General features: G+C 73.2%; 19 protein-coding genes. 7 read left to right on the top strand and 12 right to left on the bottom strand.

Annotated elements, in window-relative coordinates; all coding sequences use genetic code 11:
- Positions 1-133 precede the first annotated feature (133 nt).
- Positions 134-2,281 (top strand): AsmA family protein, encoded by a 2,148-nt coding sequence (locus tag K7957_RS08825; RefSeq protein ID WP_223011587.1) that lies wholly within the window; start codon positions 134-136, stop codon positions 2,279-2,281.
- Between the two features lie 141 nt (positions 2,282-2,422).
- Here the strand turns inward: K7957_RS08825 and K7957_RS08820 are convergent, their stop codons facing one another.
- The 5 genes from K7957_RS08820 to K7957_RS08800 all read right to left on the bottom strand — a co-directional run bounded on the left by K7957_RS08820 (position 2,423) and on the right by K7957_RS08800 (position 6,245).
- Positions 2,423-3,076 (bottom strand): NADPH-dependent F420 reductase, encoded by a 654-nt coding sequence (locus K7957_RS08820; protein WP_223011586.1) that lies wholly within the window; start codon positions 3,074-3,076, stop codon positions 2,423-2,425.
- A gap of 77 nt (positions 3,077-3,153) precedes the next feature.
- Positions 3,154-4,386, bottom strand: a complete 1,233-nt coding sequence (locus tag K7957_RS08815) for an MFS transporter (RefSeq protein WP_343228353.1) — start codon at positions 4,384-4,386, stop codon at positions 3,154-3,156.
- A gap of 5 nt (positions 4,387-4,391) precedes the next feature.
- On the bottom strand, positions 4,392-4,619 hold the full coding sequence (locus tag K7957_RS08810) for a hypothetical protein (RefSeq protein WP_223011585.1): 228 nt from the start codon (positions 4,617-4,619) through the stop codon (positions 4,392-4,394).
- 72 nt (positions 4,620-4,691) lie between these two features.
- Positions 4,692-5,456, bottom strand: a complete 765-nt coding sequence (locus tag K7957_RS08805; RefSeq protein ID WP_223011584.1) for a hypothetical protein — start codon at positions 5,454-5,456, stop codon at positions 4,692-4,694.
- 54 nt (positions 5,457-5,510) lie between these two features.
- Positions 5,511-6,245: an SDR family NAD(P)-dependent oxidoreductase gene (locus K7957_RS08800; protein ID WP_223011583.1), complete on the bottom strand. Its 735-nt coding sequence runs from the start codon at positions 6,243-6,245 to the stop codon at positions 5,511-5,513.
- An 88-nt stretch (positions 6,246-6,333) separates the two neighbouring features.
- Here K7957_RS08800 and K7957_RS08795 point away from each other — a divergent pair, with 88 nt between their 5' ends.
- The 5 genes from K7957_RS08795 to K7957_RS08775 all read left to right on the top strand — a co-directional run bounded on the left by K7957_RS08795 (position 6,334) and on the right by K7957_RS08775 (position 9,528).
- Positions 6,334-6,726 (top strand): winged helix-turn-helix transcriptional regulator, encoded by a 393-nt coding sequence (locus K7957_RS08795; RefSeq protein ID WP_223011582.1) that lies wholly within the window; start codon positions 6,334-6,336, stop codon positions 6,724-6,726.
- A gap of 90 nt (positions 6,727-6,816) precedes the next feature.
- Complete coding sequence (locus K7957_RS08790; protein WP_223011581.1) at positions 6,817-7,395, top strand: LemA family protein; 579 nt, start codon at positions 6,817-6,819, stop codon at positions 7,393-7,395.
- 156 nt (positions 7,396-7,551) lie between these two features.
- The gene (locus K7957_RS08785) at positions 7,552-8,358 is read left to right on the top strand and encodes a TPM domain-containing protein (RefSeq protein WP_343228352.1); all 807 of its coding nucleotides are present in this window, start codon (positions 7,552-7,554) and stop codon (positions 8,356-8,358) included.
- Positions 8,358-9,041, top strand: coding sequence for a TPM domain-containing protein (locus tag K7957_RS08780; protein ID WP_223011579.1), 684 nt, complete (start codon positions 8,358-8,360; stop codon positions 9,039-9,041). Before K7957_RS08785 ends, K7957_RS08780 begins: the two co-directional genes overlap by 1 nt.
- Before the next feature lie 58 nt (positions 9,042-9,099).
- Positions 9,100-9,528: an acyl-CoA thioesterase gene (locus K7957_RS08775; RefSeq protein WP_223011578.1), complete on the top strand. Its 429-nt coding sequence runs from the start codon at positions 9,100-9,102 to the stop codon at positions 9,526-9,528.
- Positions 9,529-9,531: 3 nt separating this feature from the next.
- Here the strand turns inward: K7957_RS08775 and K7957_RS08770 are convergent, their stop codons facing one another.
- From K7957_RS08770 to K7957_RS08750, 5 genes are all read right to left on the bottom strand, one after another.
- A complete protein-coding gene (locus tag K7957_RS08770) occupies positions 9,532-9,723 on the bottom strand; it encodes a hypothetical protein (RefSeq protein WP_219755046.1) in 192 nt (63 codons plus the stop codon).
- Between the two features lie 47 nt (positions 9,724-9,770).
- Positions 9,771-10,421 (bottom strand): peptidylprolyl isomerase, encoded by a 651-nt coding sequence (locus K7957_RS08765; RefSeq protein WP_223011577.1) that lies wholly within the window; start codon positions 10,419-10,421, stop codon positions 9,771-9,773.
- Between the two features lie 41 nt (positions 10,422-10,462).
- Positions 10,463-11,587 carry an alpha/beta fold hydrolase gene (locus K7957_RS08760; protein WP_223011576.1) on the bottom strand — a complete coding sequence of 375 codons (1,125 nt, stop codon included), beginning with the start codon at positions 11,585-11,587 and terminating at the stop codon, positions 10,463-10,465.
- 41 nt (positions 11,588-11,628) lie between these two features.
- Positions 11,629-12,855, bottom strand: coding sequence for a histidine-type phosphatase (locus tag K7957_RS08755; protein ID WP_223011575.1), 1,227 nt, complete (start codon positions 12,853-12,855; stop codon positions 11,629-11,631).
- A gap of 149 nt (positions 12,856-13,004) precedes the next feature.
- On the bottom strand, positions 13,005-14,315 hold the full coding sequence (locus K7957_RS08750; protein ID WP_223011574.1) for a gluconate:H+ symporter: 1,311 nt from the start codon (positions 14,313-14,315) through the stop codon (positions 13,005-13,007).
- 122 nt (positions 14,316-14,437) lie between these two features.
- On the opposite strand from K7957_RS08750, the gene ubiA reads away from it, so the two are divergent.
- The gene (gene ubiA, locus K7957_RS08745) at positions 14,438-15,343 is read left to right on the top strand and encodes a 4-hydroxybenzoate octaprenyltransferase (protein ID WP_343228351.1); all 906 of its coding nucleotides are present in this window, start codon (positions 14,438-14,440) and stop codon (positions 15,341-15,343) included.
- Between the two features lie 16 nt (positions 15,344-15,359).
- Here the strand turns inward: ubiA and msrA are convergent, their stop codons facing one another.
- Complete coding sequence (gene msrA, locus K7957_RS08740) at positions 15,360-16,022, bottom strand: peptide-methionine (S)-S-oxide reductase MsrA (protein ID WP_223011798.1); 663 nt, start codon at positions 16,020-16,022, stop codon at positions 15,360-15,362.
- 88 nt (positions 16,023-16,110) lie between these two features.
- Complete coding sequence (locus tag K7957_RS08735; RefSeq protein WP_223011573.1) at positions 16,111-16,251, bottom strand: hypothetical protein; 141 nt, start codon at positions 16,249-16,251, stop codon at positions 16,111-16,113.
- Positions 16,252-16,450 lie beyond the last annotated feature (199 nt).

Here is a 16,450-nt window from a genome sequence, read left to right as displayed (position 1 = left end):
GTTCGTCACCGCCGATCGCTCGGAGAAGCGCGCGCCTTAGCTGCGCTCACCGCGGAAAGCAACCGCCCGCATCTGGCACGGTCGCGCGCGCGCGAGCGGGAACCGCGCCGCCCGGTCACGCGATTGGACCGCCATGGCAACGATCCCGCCCGACACGGTCGCGCCCGCTCCCACCGCGGTGTCGGCCGGCGCGAGTGGCCCGCCACCGTCCCCTCCGCCGCCTGGCGCACCCTCACGCGGGCGCGGCTGGCGGATCGCGCGCAACGTCGCCCTGGGGCTCGTCGCGCTGCTCGCCGCGGTCTGGCTGGTGCTCTTCGTCACCAAAGGGCGCTTCCTCAAACGCCCGTTCGAGAGTGTCGTCGGCAAGCTGACCCACCGCCAAGTGACCGTCGGCGGCGACTTCCAGCTCTATTTCGCGCCGCTCCAGATCAAATTCTACGCCGAGCGACTCGCCATCGCCAATCCCGCCTGGGCCACCCGGCCGGACCTCTTCGCCGCGGAGCGGATCGATTCGCGGATCGCGCCGCTGTCGCTGCTGTTCGGCAAGCGCCGGCTCTACCGGCTTGACCTCACGAACGGCGCGGCCGATCTCGAGTGGGATCCCGCCCACACCCGCAACACCTGGACTTTCAGCGAGGACAAGGGCTCGGGCAGGCCGCTCGATCTGCCGCGGATCGACCGCGCCACCGTCACGGGGACGCAGGTGCGCTACCGCGACCCGCGGATGAAGCTGCTCGCGGACCTCACGCTGGACACGATCCGCTCCTCCGACGCGCGTATCGGTCAGGCGGTCGGGCTCAGCGGCACCGGGCAGCTGCGCGACACGCCCTTCACGCTGGCGGCGCGGCTGCTCTCGCCTGACGCGACCGTCGCGCGCGGCCGCAACCAGCTTGTCGCGCGTGCGCGGGCGGCGGGCAACACGATCGACGTCGCCGGGACCCTCCCCAGCCTCGCCGAGTTCGAGAACGTGCCGCTGGCGGTGCGCGCGACCGGGCGCAACCTGTCGACTCTGCTCGACGTGATCGGCGTGGTGATCCCCAACACGCGCACCTACCGGCTGCGCGCGCAGCTGGTGCAGAGCGGCAACGAATATCGCTTCACGCGGATGAGCGGCACGTTCGGCGCCAGCGACGTCGCCGGGCGGCTGACCGTCACCAACGGCGCGCGGCTCCACCTCGATTCGACGCTGACGACACGGCGGCTCGACATCGTCGATGCCGCGCCGTTCATCGGCTACAATCCCGACATCGTCGCGGAGAAGGGCGCCATCGCCGCCGCCGCAGCGACCGGTGCGGCGCCGGCGCGGATCCTGCCCGACGCCGCGCTGCCCGTGGCGACGATGCAGCGCTTCGACGCCGACCTGAAGTGGCACGTCGGCGTGGTGCGCTCACGGCGCGTGCCGATCGCCGACATCGACATGGTGCTCGATCTCGAGCGCGGCCGGCTGGCGCTGTCGCCGCTCACCTTCGCGATGGCGCGCGGCAACGTCGCCGCCGACGCGATCTTCGACACGCGCGAGCGGCCCAGCGCGGTCCGCTACGACATCCGCCTCGCCCCGACGCCGATGGGCCGGCTGCTCGCCGGCTATGGCGTCGCCGAATCGGGCACGTCGGGGACGATCCGCGGCCGAATCCAGCTCGCGGGGCGCGGCGACACGATCCACGACTCACTCGCCAGCGCGCGCGGCCGGATCGCCTTCGTGATGCCGGCGGGCACGATGTGGACGCGCAACGTCGAGCTCGCCGAGATCGACCTCGGCACCTTCGTCCAGAAGATGTTCCAGCAGGAGCTCAAGGAGCCGGTGCAGATCAACTGCGGGCTGATCGCCTTCACCGTGCGCGACGGCGTGGCTGCGACCGACCCTATCCTCATCGACACCAAGAACAACGTGATCCTGGCGCGCGGCGGCTTCAGCTTCAAGACCGAGGCGCTCGACCTCGCCTTCCGCGCCGACTCCAAGAAGTTCAGCCTCTTCTCGGGGCAATCGCCGGTCGGGCTCGGCGGCTATTTCGCGCAGCCGCAGCTCAACGTGATCTCGCCGCAGCTGGTGGCGCGCGCCGGCGTCGGGCTCGGCCTGGCGGTGGTGGCGACGCCCGTCGCGGCGCTGCTGGCGTTCGTCGACCCGGGCGACGCCAGGGCGGCGCAGTGCGCTCCGATCCTCGCGGGGAAGACCGCGGCGGCGCAGCGCGACGAGAAGGGCGAGCCGCGCACCGACGTCGGCAACGGCACACCCAGCAAGGCGCCGGCGCCGAAGCGGAAGAAGTTCCTGGGGATCTTCTAGCGTCCGCCTCACCGATGCGGACACGTGCTCCCGCGCCCGCGGGATCCCAGAGCGGCGGACGTCACGTGGGTGGCCCCGGGCTCCGGTGTCCGCCGGAGCACGCTGCCGGTCAGATGGGGTGGAGCGGACGTTGGGCCGCGGTCACCGCCACGATCCCTCGGGCAGGTCGACGTCGCGCTCGGCGCGGTCGAGCGCGGCGACCAGCCCGGCGCGGTCGAGCGGCACGCAATAGGCCGGCTTGGCGCGCTCGAAGCGCCACCCTTCCGGCAGCGGTCCGGCGTCGACCGCGGCATAGCCGAGCGACCCGTGCAGCGCCGCCACCTGCGCGCAGGCGCCCTCGTCGTCGCCCGCGATCGGCAGCGCGCGGCGTGCCCCGCCCGGCAGCACCGGCGGCGCGCGCAGGTCGCGCGCGAGGATGGCGTTGAAGGCCTTCACCACGGTCGCCGCGGGAAAGTGGCGCGCCACCATCTCGCTGGTCGTGGTCGAGCGCGAGTCAAGCGCGGCGATCCGGCCGTCGCGATCGGGGTAGTAATTGTTGGCGTCGGCGACGACTCGCCCCGCCAGCAGCCCCGGCGCGAGCGCGAACACCGCGGTGAAGGGGATGGCGAGCACCACCAGCTCGCTCAGCCCGGGCACGTCGTCGGCGCGCGCGGTGGCACACCCGATCGTCGCGGCGAGGTCGTAGATCGTCTCGGGCGCGCGCGCGTTGGCGAGCGTCACTTCATGCCCCGCCACGACCGCGCGCCGCGCCAGCGCCTGGCCGAGCTGACCCGCCCCGATGATCCCGACCCGCACCGCTCACCCCGCACTCACCTCAGAGCGTTATAGAGGCTCGCGGAGCGTGACGGTCGCCCCGGTCGGGAGTGTTGGGCTCACGCCGAGGCGGGCGGCGGCTGGGTCATGGCGTCCTCGGGCGTGGGGAGCGGCCGCACCCGCACCAGCAGCAGGCCACCGAGGAGCGCCATTCCGCCGAGCGCGGTGCAGAAGAGGACGACCCCAGGCCAGCCGTGGCGTGTCCAGGCGATACCGCCGGCCGATCCCAGCAGGCTCGACCCGAGGTAATAGAAGAAAAGATACCAGGCCGCCGCCTGTCCGCGCGCGGCGCCGCCGCGGCGACCGACCCAGGCGCTCGCGATCGAGTGGGCGCCGAAGAAGCCGATCGTGAGCACCGCGATGCCGAGGATCACCAGCCACAAGGGCGCCGCGGCGGTGAGCGCCACGCCCGCCATCAGCAGCACGACCGGGACCCAGAAGACGCGGCGGCGCCCGAGCCGCCCCGCCAGCCCACCGAACAGCCGCGAGCTGATCGAGCCGAGCACGTAGAGCAGGAACACCGCGCCGATCGTCGCCTGCCCCAGCCCGTACGGGGGCGCGAGCAGGTGGAAGCCGGCGTAATTGTAGATGGTCACGAACGCGCCCATCAGCAGGAAGCTCTCGAGATAGAGCAGCCGTAGTCCGGGGTCGCGGAACAGCGCCGCGGCGCCGCGAGGCAGCGCGAGCCAGCCGGCGTCGCCCGGCGCGAAACGCCGCGACGGCGGCGCGAGCCGGCGGAACGCCTCGGCCAGCGCGAGCCCGATCAGCCCGACGCTCGCCAGCGCCCAGCGCCAGTCCGCCACCGCGGCGACGAGGCTGGCGACCAGCCGCCCGCCCATCCCGCCGAGCGCGCTGCCGGCGATATAGAGCCCCATCGCCGCGCCGATCGACGCCGAGTCGACCTCCTCGGCGACATAGGCCATCGCCACCGCGGGCACGCCCGCGAGCGCCAGCCCGGCGAGCAGCCGCAGCGCGAGCAGCCCGTACCAGCCGGGCACCACCGCCGCGGCCACCGTCAGCAGCGCCGCGCTGATCATCGCCGCCACCATCAGCGGCCGGCGCCCGACCCGGTCCGACACCGCACCGGCGACGAGGATGCCGAGCGCGAGCGGTCCGGTCGCCAGCGACACCGCGAGCGACGCCGCCTCCGCGCTCAGCCGGAAGTGCGCCGCCAGCAGCGGCAGCAGCGGCTGCACCGCGTAGAGCGTCGAGAAGGTGGCGAAGCCGGCGAACAGCATCGCCAGCGTGAGGCGGCGATAGGCCGGTGAGCCCGCCGCGAGCGCGGGCGGCACCGCGCTCAGCCCGTGCCCTGCGCGCGCGCGCCCGCGATCAGGCGGCGTGCGATCTCGCGCACGCCCTCGTCGTCCTTGCTGTCGTCGTGCGCCGGGTCGCCCAGGTGCGACAGGCTCCCCTCGAGGAAGTCGAGCAGCCCGGGGTCGCGCGCCTCGACATATTCGATCAGCTTGAACAGCAGATGCTCGGTGGCGATCTCGCGCTGGCGCGTCCGGCTGATCTCGTCTCGCATGCTGTGCTCCTCTCGAGCTGCTCTAACCCGCTTCGACTCAAGCGGGTCCGTCGCTCCGGCGCGCGGAGCCGTTCAGCGCAGGTCGCCGTCCGCGTCGTACTTCAGCTCGAGGTAGCGGCCCTGCACCGCGATCCCGTCGAGCGCGCCGCGGCCGAGCTGCGAGTCGACCCGGGCGAGCTCGCCGTCGAGCAGCCGCAGCCCGTTCTCGAGCAGCAGGTCGGGCGCGGGCGCACCGTCGCGCGTGCTGCCGCGCAGCGAGATCGGCACCGCGCGCCAGCCGTCGACGAGGTCGGGCAGCTCGACCGCGATCAGCGCGCGGACCTGCGCCGCCGCCGGGCTGCGCGGGTCGAGCTGCGCGAGCCGCGGCGCGAGCGTCTCGAGCCGCCGCGCCATCGTCTCGCTCAGCCGCAGCGCGGGCGGCGGCAGCCCGCGGCGCTGCGCGGCGAGCCACAGCGCCGCCTCGGCGGCGAGATCGGGCAGCGCCGCGCCGGCGAGCGCCTCGCGTCCCGGCGCGCGCGGCGAAGCGCGGATCAGCACCAGCGTCGTCAGCAGCAGCATCAGCGCCGCCGCCACGGCGAGCGCCACGGCGGGCGCCACCGCGATCGCGAGCAGCGCCCAGACCAGCAGCGACGCCGCGGCGGCGAGCACGAGCCGAACGAGCAGCCGGCGCTGCCGCCGCGCCCGCGCCTCGCGCTCGCGGCGCGCCTGCGCGCGCCCCTCGGGCGAGACGCGCCGCAGCAGCTCCTCGGCCTGGGTCAGGCCGACGTCGGCGAAGCCCGCGGCGACGCTGCGCGCGCGCTCGATCATCGGCGCGCCCTGGCGGGAATCGGGTTCCATGCCCCGAGGTTGCCGCTGTTCGGCGGCGCGGTCCAGTGAGTCGCCGCGGCGCGCTCAGATCTGCGCCAGCCCGCCGTCGGCGAAGACCTCGCTGCCGGTCATGAAGCTGCTGTCGGAGGAGGCGAGGAAGGCGGCCACCGCGGCGATCTCGTCGGGCTGGCCGACGCGGCCGATCGGCGTGCCCGCGCCCAGCTCGACCATCGCGTCGCGGCCGACCACCTCCTGCGCCAGCTCGGTCAGCGTCGGCCCGGGCGAGAGCACGTTGACGCGGATCCCGGTGCCGCGCAGGTCCTGCGCCCAGCTGCGCGCGAAGTTGCGCACCGCCGCCTTGGTCGCGCTGTAGACGCTGAAGGCGGGCGTCCCCATCGACCCCGTGGTCGAGCCGGTGAGGATGATCGAGCCGCCCGCGCGCATCAGCGGCAGCGCCGCCTGCACCGTGAACAGCACGCCCTTGACGTTGATGTCGAAGGTGCGCTGATACTGCTCCTCGGTGATCTCGCCGAGCGGGACGAGGTCGCCGTGCCCGGCGTTGGCGAAGAGCACGTCGAGCGTGCCGCGCTCGGCCTTCACCTGATCGAACAGCCGCGCGAGGTCGGCGAGGTCGGACACCGATCCCTGCACCGCGCGCACGTTGCCGCCGAGACCTTCCACCGCACGGTCGAGCGGCTCCTGCCGGCGCCCGGTGACGTAGACGAACGCGCCCTCGTCGACGAAGCGCCTCGCGGTCGCGAAGCCGATGCCCGTCCCGCCGCCGGTCACTACCGCGGTCTTGCCTTCCAGTCTCTTCATGGTCGTCTGCTCCGTTCTTCGAACTGGCGCAGAGCTGATGGCGTGCCTACCTGTCGACAAGTATGCACCTTCTGGTAAGTACCCGAAAATGACGAACGTCGCTGACCTTCCCGCCGCCGGCTTCAGCTGCGGGCTCGACGCCACGCTCCGCGTGATCGCGGGCAAGTGGAAGCCGCTGATCATCTACTTCCTCATGCAGGGACCGAACCGCTACGGCGCGCTCAAGCGCGCGGTCCGCGGCGTCAGCGACAAAGTGCTGATCCAGCAGCTCAAGGAACTCGAGGCCGACGGCATCGTCACCCGCCGCGACTATCGCGAAGTGCCGCCGCGCGTGGATTACACGCTGACGCCGCTCGGCCACGGCCTCGCCGCCGCGCTGGCGCCGCTGTGCGAGTGGGGCAGCGCGAACATGGCGGCGGTGACTCGCCTGCTCGAGGAGCGCGCGCGCTGGCAGGCGCCGGGGGCCGCCGCCGGCGGCTGACCGCGAGAAGATCGTTGCTCCCCTGGTAACTTTTACCGCGACGCCCGCGTTGGCGCCGGCGTATAGTTCGCGGGAAAAGGGGATTTCGAGATGATGCACCGCCGCGCCGCCGCGCTCGTGATGGCCCTGCCGCTCGCCGCCTGCGGGGTGAACAGCGTTCCCACCGCCGAGGAGAATGCCAAGGCGCGCTGGGCCGACGTGCAGAACGAATATCAGCGCCGCGCCGACCTGATCCCCAACCTCGTCGCGACGGTGAAGGGCTACGCCAAGCAGGAATCGGACGTCCTCACCCGGGTCACCGAGGCGCGCGCCTCGGCCAATCGGGTCCAGGTGAGCGGCGACCAGCTCAGCGACCCGGCCGCGGTGCAGCGCTACGCCGCCGCGCAGAACGCGGTGACGCTGTCGCTGCAGCGTCTGCAGGAGGCCTATCCCGACCTCAAGTCGAACCAGAACTTCCTCTCGCTCCAGTCGCAGCTGGAGGGGACGGAGAACCGCATCACCATCGCGCGGCGCGACTACAACCAGGCGGTGCAGGATTATAACACGCGGATCCGCACCTTCCCCGACGCGGTCGGCGCCAGGATCTTCTACGGCGCCAAGCCGCTCGTGCCGTTCCAGGCGACGAGCCCCGGCGCCGAGCAGGCGCCGACGGTCAACTTCGGCAGCTGAGCCGCGACGATGATCGCGCGCGCGCTCCGGCGCGGATCGGTGTCCGACCCATCGAGGCGGAAGCGTGCTCCGGCGAACGCCGGAGCCCAGGGCCTCCGGAACGGCGTTCGTGACCCTGGGCTCCTGCGTGCGCAGGAGCACGCTCGCGCCGCGGACGTGGCGGACAACATCTCGGCGCTCCTGCAGCGCTGGTGCGCGCTGCTGCTCGCGGCGCTGTGGCTGCTCGCCGCGACGGCCGCGACCGCGCAGCAGTTCCCGCCGCTCAGCGGTCGCGTCGTCGACGCCGCCAAGCTGCTCGACGCCGACCAGGTACGCCAGCTCGAGCAGCTCTCCGCCGCGGTCGAGCAGGCCTCGTCGCGCCAGCTCGTCGTCGCCACCGTGCCGAGCCTGCAGGGCTATACGATCGAGGACTATGGCTATCGGCTCGGCCGCGCCTGGGGCATCGGGCAGAAGGGCGCGAACAACGGCGTGATCCTGCTGGTCGCACCGAGCGAGCGCAAGGTACGGGTCGAGGTCGGCTACGGGCTCGAACCGATCGTCACCGACGCTTATGCCAGCATCGTCGTCAACCAGACCATCCTGCCGCGCTTCCGCGGCGGCGATATGCCGGGCGGCATCGTCGCCGGCGCGCAGCAGCTCGCCGAGCAGCTCAAGCTGCCGCCCGAGGCCGCCGAGCGCCGCGCCGCGCAGGCCAGCGCCAGGCCGGCACCAGCGCAGGATCAGGGCGGCGACTGGATGGTCGCCGCTTTCTGGATCGCGGTCGTGCTCGTCTTCGTGCTGCTGCCGCTGCTGCGCCGCTCCGCCGGGGGCAGCCGCTATCGTGGCGGCGTGGCGCCGGTGGTGATCTGGGGCGCCGGCTCGGGCTGGGGCGGCGGCGGCTCGTCGGGAGGCGGCTTCTCCGGTGGAGGCTTCTCCGGCGGCGGCGGCTCGTTCGGCGGCGGCGGCGCGAGCGGGAGCTGGTGATGGCGCGGCTGGTGCTCACCCCCGCCGAGCGCGCCGCGGTGACCGAGGCGGTCACCAGGGCCGAGCGCGCCACCGACGGCGAGATCGTCACCGTGGTGAGCGAGCGCTCCGACGCCTATCATGACGTCGCGCTCCATTATGCGCTGCTCGCCACGCTGGCGGTGCCCGCCGCGGCGGCGCTGTGGCCCGCGTCGCTCGCGCCCGGCAACGGCTGGGGCTGGGGCTGGGGCTGGGGCTGGGGCGAGTCGCGCGCGACCGCGCTCGCGCTGCTGCTCGTGGCGCAGGCGGCGACCTTTCTGCTCACGCGATTGCTGCTCGCCTGGATGCCGCTGCGACTCGCGCTGACCCCGCGCGCGACCCGGCGACGGCGTGTGCGGCGGCGCGCTTTGCTCTACTTCCGCCTCGCCGCGGAGCGCCGCACCGCGGGGCGCGAGGCGGTGCTGCTCTACCTCTCCGCCGACGAGCATGCCGCGGAGATCGTCGCCGACCGCGCGGTCCACGCCGCGGTGCCGCCCGAGCGCTGGGGCGCGGCGATGGCGGCGCTGGTCGACTCGGTCAGGGCCGGGCAGGCGGGCGCGGGTATGGTCGCGGCGGTGGGCGTGATCGGCGCGATCCTCGCCGAGCAGCTGCCCAAGAGCGCGAGCGACGTCAACGAGCTGCCCGATCGCGTGATCGAGCTGTGAGGCGGACGTCGCGTCGTCGGTTGACCCGGCGCCGTGGCACCGTCACAGCGCGCCGCCTATGACCCGTCCCGGCTTCGCCTTCTCCACCCGCTTCCGCGTTCGCTACGCCGAGATCGACGGCCAGCGGGTCGTCTTCAACTCGCGCTACCTCGAATATGCCGACGTCGCCGCGACCGAGTTCTGGCGCGCCAGCGGCATCGCCGAAGCGCTCGGCCCCGTCTGGGAGGAGAGCGAGTTCCACGTCCGCCGCGCCGAACTCGACTATCTCGCGCCCTTCACCTGGGGCGACGAGGTCGAGGCGCATGTCCGAGTGGAGAAGATCGGCACCACCAGCATGACGCTGCGCTTCGAGCTGACCAACCCGGCCAGCGGCGCGCTGTGCAGCGTCATCACGATGGTGAGCGTCAACGTCCATCTCCCGACCGGCCGCCCGGTGCCGATCGCCGACGCGGTGCGCGCCTATGTCGAGGCGCTGCCGCGCGGGTAGACGCTACTGCCCGTCGCTCTCGCCGCGACCCGCGCCGACCGCGCTGTCCTCGCCGGTGGCACGGCCGCCGTCCTTCTTGGGATAGGCCTCGGGCGTGGTGCCGCCCTGGTTCTTGACCGCCTGCTCGTCGCCCGCGTCGCGGACCTTGCCGTCCTCGCGGAAGTCACCGCCCGGCTTGTTCGGCTGCTCGCTCATGTCATTCTCCTTCGCTCGCACCCTAACGAGCCGCAAGCGCCGGGAGTTCAGCCGTCGCGGCGGCGCTCGATCAGCCACGGGCGCGGCCGGCCGGTCGGCCTGGCGGCGCCGTCGAGCCGGATCGCCTTGTCGACGCGGACCGGCTGGAGGATCAGCGTGCCCTTCATCCCGCCCCCGGTGGGCTCGGCGAGGATGCGCTTCACCGTCGCCTGCCCCGCCACGACTCGACCGAAGGCGGCGTAGCCCGGGTTGGTCGGGCTCCAGTCCATCGAGGGGATCGCGCCGACGGTGATGAACCAATTGCCGTTGGCCGCGCCGGGCGGGCCGAGGCGCGCCATCGAGATCGTCATGTCGAGATGCTTGATCCCCGTCTGCCTGGTCGATTCATGCGGGATCGTGTCGAGGAAGCGCCGCGCATCGGTGCGGATGCCCGACTGGATGAAGCCGTAGCGTGGGTCGCGCTTGTTGCGCGCGGTGCGGTAGAAGCTGACCCCGTCGAAGCGGCCGTCGTCGACGTAGCGCATGAAATTGGCGGTGGTCACCGGCGCGTGGCGCGCGTCGAGCGCGAGCACGATCGGTCCGTCCGCGGTCTCGAGCCGGACCCGCACCCAGCCGGGCGTGGCGCGGTCGGCGCGCTGCGCCGCGACGGGCGGGGAGAGCAGCGCGGCGAGCGCGACGAGCGGGAGTAAGGGGCGCATGCGCTCGGCGCTAGGTCGCGCGGGGCGCGCGTGCAAGCCGATCAGCGCGGGGCCGAGCGCGCGAGCAGTGCGACGAGATCGTCCTTCCACAGCCGCGCCCAGGTGTGGCTGCCGTGGCCGCGCGTGGCGACGCTCTCGGGGATCAGCCGGAAGCGCGCGTCGCGCATCCGCTTCACCGCGCGTTCGGGATAGTCGAGCGCGCGCGGGTTGATGAAATCGTCCGCCGAGTTGATCCAGGTCAGCGGCGCGGTGATCGCCTCCAGCCGCGGCCAGGGATCGTAGCTGCGCGACGAGTCGAGCGCCCAGATCAGGTCGTTGGCGTCGAGCCCTTTGAGCGAGGAAGCGACGCGCTGGCGCGCGTAATCGGCCGCGGCGTCGCGCGCCGGATAGGCGTCCTGCAGGTAGATCGGCGCGCCGCCCGCGACGAACAGCAGCGCGGCCGCGCCGCGCAGCCCGGCGAGCGGCTGCGCGCGATAGCGGCCGCCCGCGTAGGCCGGGTCGGCGGTGATCGACTCGATCGCGAGCTGGCGCCACATCCGGTTGAGCCCGGCGATCGGGACGGCCTCGCAGCCGAGCGGCATCAGCGCCTGCGCCGCGTCGGGCCAGCGCTCGCCCCACAGCAGCGCGTGCATGCAGCCCATCGACGTGCCCATCAGCAGCCGCAGCCGCTTGATGCCGAGCGTCTCGGTCACCAACCGGTGCTGCAGCGCGACCATGTCGTCATAGTCGTAGCGCGGGAAGTCGGGACCCATGCCGTCGGACGGCTTGGACGAGCCGCCGTGCCCGATATTGTCGGGAAGGATGACGTAGAAGCGCGTGATGTCGAGCGGCTGGCCGGGGCCGTAGAGAAGGTCAGCGAACTGCGGCTGGAGGAACTGCTTGCCGGTGCCGCCGGTGCCGTGGAGCACCATCACCGCATTGTCGATCTCGCCGCGCGAGTCGCGGTGCGGCGTGCCGAGCGTCGTATAGTGGAGCCGCACCCGCGCCATCGTCCCGCCCGCGGCGAAGGCGACGTCGCGCAGCTCGGCGTCGGCCTCGCGCGTCGGCCAGGTGCGCGACGCGGCGGGCTGCGGCGCGGCGGCGGTGATCGGCGGGCGCTGGCCCTGCTGCTGGGCGAGCGCGGGCGACGCGGCGAGCCCGATCAGGGCGAGGAGGGAGCGGATCATGCCCCCTTGTCGGCGAGCCGCCGCGGGGGTGCAAGCCGCGCTCAGCCCGCGGTGCGGCCGCGCAGCAGCCGCACGAACTCGCCGAGCGGGCAGCTCCGCTCCGGTCCGCTGGCACAGCCCGGAACGGCGAGCCGGGTCACCGTGCCGTCGCGCGCGAGGCGGCGCAGCTGGGTCGGCGACTGGGTGCGATAGGTCGCGCGGACGAAGCGCGCCCCACCGCGGCCGCGCAGCAGCTCGAGCACCAGCGCGCCACCGGGTGCGACGTCGCCCGCGGCATAGCCCGGCGCGGTCAGCGTCACGCCCAGCACCGCGGCGAGCGCGGTGACGTTGGTGTCATGCCCGACCAGCAGCTCGACCGCCGGGCCGTCGCGTGCGGTGAGCCGCTCCTCGACGCGGCGCGCGAGCGGCCCCGCTTGGCGCGCCGCCATATAGGGCGACCGCGAGAAGACGTCGAACAGCGCGGCGTGGAGCGCGCCGAGCCGGCGCAGCGCGGCGGCGTCGACCCGCGACCACGGTGTGCGCGCGGTCAGCCCCTCGGCATATTGCAGCAGCAGCACCTGCGCGGTGCCCGAGACGTCGCGGATCGGGCCGCTCAGCTCGATCGCGCGCCCGTCGGCGCTGGGGCGCAGGGTCGCGGGCGCGCTGGGGCTGCAGCCCGCGGCGTCGCCGCAGCCGAGCGCGCGGTCGAGCTCGGCGCGCTGCGGCCCGTAGCGATCCGCCATGCGCTCGACCCCGCCGGTATAGGCCTGGACCGACTCGATCGCGGCGCGCGCGTCAAACGGCGCCGCGCCCGCGCGCAGCGGCTCGAACAAGGGGTCGACCGCGCCCGCGTCGCGGTGACCGATCGGCACCGCGCAGCCCGGCGCGAGCCCTTCCGCCAGCGCGGCGCCGCTGGCGATGGTCCGCTCGGCGGTGTTGGTCCAGACGCTCACCTGACCGGCCGCGGGGCAGCGCCCGCGCCCGGTCAGGCCGATTGAGTCGAGCCAGCGCCGCGCCAAGGCGCCCTCGATCCGCAGCGCGCGCGCGCCGCGCGGGGTGAGCCGCTCCGGCGCCACCGGCCAGCGCGGCCAGGGCGCGTCGGTGCGCGTGCCCTCGGGCACCTCCCCGGATATCGGCGCGCGCACGCCGTGGCGGACCAGCGCGACCACCCGCTCGACGCGGAGCTCGTGCGGCCGCACCGCCCCGTGCGACGCGGCGTCGAGCGGCGCGGCGAGCAGGAACGCGAGCGGCGCCAGCGATCGTGCCCAGCGCGTGATCTGTGTCGTCATGCCCGCCTCCGTCACCGACCGCGGATAGCATTATAGCCGCGCGGCGCCGCCCACCGTTGCATCGGCGTGACGACGATCGCGTGACAGTGCATGACAGACATCGTCTGAGCACGCGCTGGAGCGTCGCGACGAGCTGTCCGCTCGCTCGGCTAAACGACCGCGTCGAGCAGCAGCACGAACACCAGCCCGAAGCTGCCGACCAGCGTCTCCATCAGCGACCAGGAGCGGAAGGTGTCGCGCAGGCTCAGCCCGAAATATTCCTTGAACATCCAGAAGCCCGAATCATTGACGTGGCTGCACATCAGGCTGCCCGCGCCGATCGCGAGCACCATCAGGTTCGGGTCGGCGCCGCTGGTGGCGAGCAACGGCGCGACCAGCCCGCCCGCGGTCAGGCCCGCGACCGTCGCCGAGCCGAGCGCGATCCGGATCACGCAGGCGAGCAGCCAGCCGAGCACCAGCGGCGGGATCGGCAGCGTCGCCAGCTCGGCGGCGAGCACGCGGTCGGCGCCGCTCTCCACCAGCACCTGCTTGAGCGCGCCCGCGCCCGCGATGATCAGCAGGATCGGCGCGATGTCGCGCGTCGCGCCGGCGAAGCTCTCCATCATGCGGGGCAGCGGCAGGCCGCTGCCCGCCCCCAGCGCGAGCATCGCGATCGCGATCGCCACCAGCAGCACCACCGTCGGGTTGCCGACGAAGCGCACCGCCGCGGCGAGCTCGGGCGACAGCGCGAGATAGCTGAGCGCGGTCGTGCCCGCGATCAGCCCGACCGGCAGCAGCGCGCACAGGAAGCTCACCGCGGTGCCGGGCAGCCGGCGCTCGGCCGCGTCGTCGCTGGCGAACAGCGCGGAGGGGGGCGACTGGATGGTCTTCAACGTCATCGCGAACAGCGGGCCGGCGATCAGCAGCGTCGGCACGCCGACGATCAGGCCGTAGATCAGCGTCTGTCCCAGGTCGGCGTGGAGCTGGGTCACCAGCGCGGTCGGCGAGGGGTGCGGCGGGAGGAAGCCGTGCGCGATCGACAGGCCGGCGAGCAGCGGCATGCCGACATGGACCGGCGGCAGCTTGGCCCGCGCCGTGATCGAGAAGATCAGCGGCACCATCAGCACGAAGCCGACATTGTAGAAGAGCGGGATGCCGACCAGGAAGCCGGTCGCCGCCATCGCCAGCGGCAGACGACGTGGGCCGAACAGCGCGATCAGCGCGTCGGCGATCCGCCGCGCGGCGCCGCTGTCGGCGATCAGCTTGCCCGCCATCGCACCGAGCACGACGATCACGACGAGCGGACCGATCGTGTCGCCGATGCCCTTCTCGATCGCCTTGGGGATGGTTTCGAGCGGCACGCCGAGCAGCACGCCGCCGAGTAGCGCGGCGATGACGAAGGCCACCAGCGGCGGTGCCTTGGCGAGCGCCACCAGCAGGATCAGCAGTACGATGACGAGGGCGATGGCGAGCAGCGTCATGCCGGCGGGCCGACCATTTGTATCCTCTCCCCGGGAACGGTTGACGCGTGACCATGGCGGCGGTGCCGGCGCGCCGCAACCGCGGCTTTGGTCGCGGGGCGGGACGCGCTAGAGCGGCGCGCGTGACCGAGATCGTCCCCGACAGCCAGCACCGCGGCCTCGTCGCCGCGCTCCCGCCGCTACCGCGCGCGCTCGCGCTGCTCGCGCGGCTCGATCGCCCGATCGGCTGGTGGCTGCTGTTCTGGCCCGGCGCCTGGGCGGTCGCGCTCGCCGGCGGCGCGGCCGAGCGCTGGCCGCTGCTGCTGTGGCTGCTGCTCGGCAGCGTCGCGATGCGCGGCGCGGGCTGCGTCTACAACGATATCGTCGACCGCGAGCTCGACGCCAGCGTCGCGCGCACGCGCCACCGCCCGCTCGCCAGCGGGCAGGTGTCACTCGGCGTGGCCTGGGCCTGGCTGGTGGCGCTGTGCCTGATCGGGCTGGTGGTGCTGCTCCGGCTCCATCGCTACGCCGCGGTCGTGTCGCTCGCCGCGCTCGCGCCGGTGGCGGCCTATCCCTTCATGAAGCGCATCACCTGGTGGCCGCAGGTCTGGCTCGGGCTGGTCTTCTCCTGGGCGGCTTTGGTCGGCTGGAGCGAGGTGTGGGGCGCGCTCACCCTGCCCGGCCTGCTGCTCTACGCCGGCGCGATTCTCTGGGTGGTGGGCTATGACACGATCTACGCGCTCCAGGACCGCGAGGACGACGCACTGATCGGGATCGGCTCGTCGGCGCTGGCGATGGGGCGGCACGTCCGCGCCGGGGTCGCGCTCTGCTACGCGCTCGCGCTGGCTTCATGGGCGACGGCCTTCTGGCAGGTCCGCGCCGACGCGCTGGTGCTCCTCGCGCTGGCGCCGATCGCGCTCCATCTCGGCTGGCAGGCGGCGACACTGGTGCCCGACGACGGCGCTGGCGCGCTCGCGCGCTTCCGCAGCAACCGCTTCGCCGGGCTGCTGATGTTCCTCGCCTGCGCCGCGGTGGGCACGCGCCTGTAGCGCTTTCCGCGCCGGCTCAGCTCGCCAGACGGGGGAAGCCGGCGCGGAAGGCGGCGACCTTGGGCTTGTCCCAGCGCATGATATAGGGGTGGTACGGGTTGCGCTGGAAGAAGTCCTGGTGCTCCGCCTCGGCCGGGTAGAAGGCGCCGCTCTCCACCTTGGTCGCGATCGGGCGCTGGAAGGCACGCGCGGCGCCGAGCTGCGCGATATAGGCGCTCGCCACCGCGCGCTGCTCGGGCGTCTGCGCGAAGATCGCGGAGCGATAGCTGGTGCCGACATCGGGGGTCTGGCGGTTCACCTGCGTCGGGTCGTGCGCCACCGAGAAATAGACGCGCAGCAGCGTCGCGTAGCTCACCACGCGCGGGTCATAGCGGACTCGGATCGCCTCGGCGTGGCGCGTCGTCTCGCTGCTGACGTCGCGGTAATTGGCGGTCGCGGCGGTGCCCCCGGCATAGCCCGCGGTGACGTCGCGCACGCCGCGGACCTGCTGGAACACCGCTTCCATGCCCCAGAAGCAGCCGCCCGCGAGCACCGCGGTCTGCAAGCCCGCCGTCGGCGCGACGTCGCGCGCGGCGGCGGGGATCGGCACCGCGCGCTCCGCCTGTGCGGCGCCGCAGCTGGCCAGCGAGAGGGCGCCGAGCGCGAGCGCTCCGAGGCGACGGGGAAAAAGCTTGGTCATGACGCAGAAGATGGGGATCGCGCGGCGCGCCGGCAACATGGATCAGCGCCTTTCATCGCCCGCGCATGTGCGGACGATACGTCCGCGATCAGCGCGCGACGTGAGTCGCGGCATAGGCGTTGGCGGGGGTCTCGGCCTGGCTGGCATGGATCCCGAGCATCGCCGCCGCGCCGATCAGAAAGCCGCCGGCGAACCGGCGCGCGAAGCTGGACTTGATGAAGCGGTTCATGGCGTTACTCTCTTCTCTCCGACCGCCCGCGCGGCCGCTCCGGTGTCGCGGGCGCCGTGCGCGCCCTTGGGCTGGAGGAATAGGGATCGGGCGATGAACCGCTTCTGGGCGACGCGTTCATCTGGCGCCCATATAGGCGCGGCGTTCCCGCGCCGGTATGTCAACGTTCGAACAGAATCGTTTCCGTTCGTAACCGTCA

Source organism: Sphingomonas yunnanensis (assembly GCF_019898765.1).
GTDB lineage: Bacteria > Pseudomonadota > Alphaproteobacteria > Sphingomonadales > Sphingomonadaceae > Sphingomonas > Sphingomonas yunnanensis.
This window is presented reverse-complemented; position numbering and strand designations above follow the sequence as displayed.

Coding starts and splice junctions, on each gene's coding strand:
- K7957_RS08825 (WP_223011587.1), top strand. CDS start 134: ATGGCAACGATCCCGCCCGACACGGTCGCGCCCGCTCCCACCGCGGTG.
- K7957_RS08810 (WP_223011585.1), bottom strand. CDS start 4,619: ATGCGAGACGAGATCAGCCGGACGCGCCAGCGCGAGATCGCCACCGAG.
- K7957_RS08805 (WP_223011584.1), bottom strand. CDS start 5,456: ATGGAACCCGATTCCCGCCAGGGCGCGCCGATGATCGAGCGCGCGCGC.
- K7957_RS08800 (WP_223011583.1), bottom strand. CDS start 6,245: ATGAAGAGACTGGAAGGCAAGACCGCGGTAGTGACCGGCGGCGGGACG.
- K7957_RS08795 (WP_223011582.1), top strand. CDS start 6,334: ATGACGAACGTCGCTGACCTTCCCGCCGCCGGCTTCAGCTGCGGGCTC.
- K7957_RS08790 (WP_223011581.1), top strand. CDS start 6,817: ATGATGCACCGCCGCGCCGCCGCGCTCGTGATGGCCCTGCCGCTCGCC.
- K7957_RS08780 (WP_223011579.1), top strand. CDS start 8,358: ATGGCGCGGCTGGTGCTCACCCCCGCCGAGCGCGCCGCGGTGACCGAG.
- K7957_RS08775 (WP_223011578.1), top strand. CDS start 9,100: ATGACCCGTCCCGGCTTCGCCTTCTCCACCCGCTTCCGCGTTCGCTAC.
- K7957_RS08770 (WP_219755046.1), bottom strand. CDS start 9,723: ATGAGCGAGCAGCCGAACAAGCCGGGCGGTGACTTCCGCGAGGACGGC.
- K7957_RS08765 (WP_223011577.1), bottom strand. CDS start 10,421: ATGCGCCCCTTACTCCCGCTCGTCGCGCTCGCCGCGCTGCTCTCCCCG.
- K7957_RS08760 (WP_223011576.1), bottom strand. CDS start 11,587: ATGATCCGCTCCCTCCTCGCCCTGATCGGGCTCGCCGCGTCGCCCGCG.
- K7957_RS08755 (WP_223011575.1), bottom strand. CDS start 12,855: ATGACGACACAGATCACGCGCTGGGCACGATCGCTGGCGCCGCTCGCG.
- K7957_RS08750 (WP_223011574.1), bottom strand. CDS start 14,315: ATGACGCTGCTCGCCATCGCCCTCGTCATCGTACTGCTGATCCTGCTG.
- msrA (WP_223011798.1), bottom strand. CDS start 16,022: ATGACCAAGCTTTTTCCCCGTCGCCTCGGAGCGCTCGCGCTCGGCGCC.
- K7957_RS08735 (WP_223011573.1), bottom strand. CDS start 16,251: ATGAACCGCTTCATCAAGTCCAGCTTCGCGCGCCGGTTCGCCGGCGGC.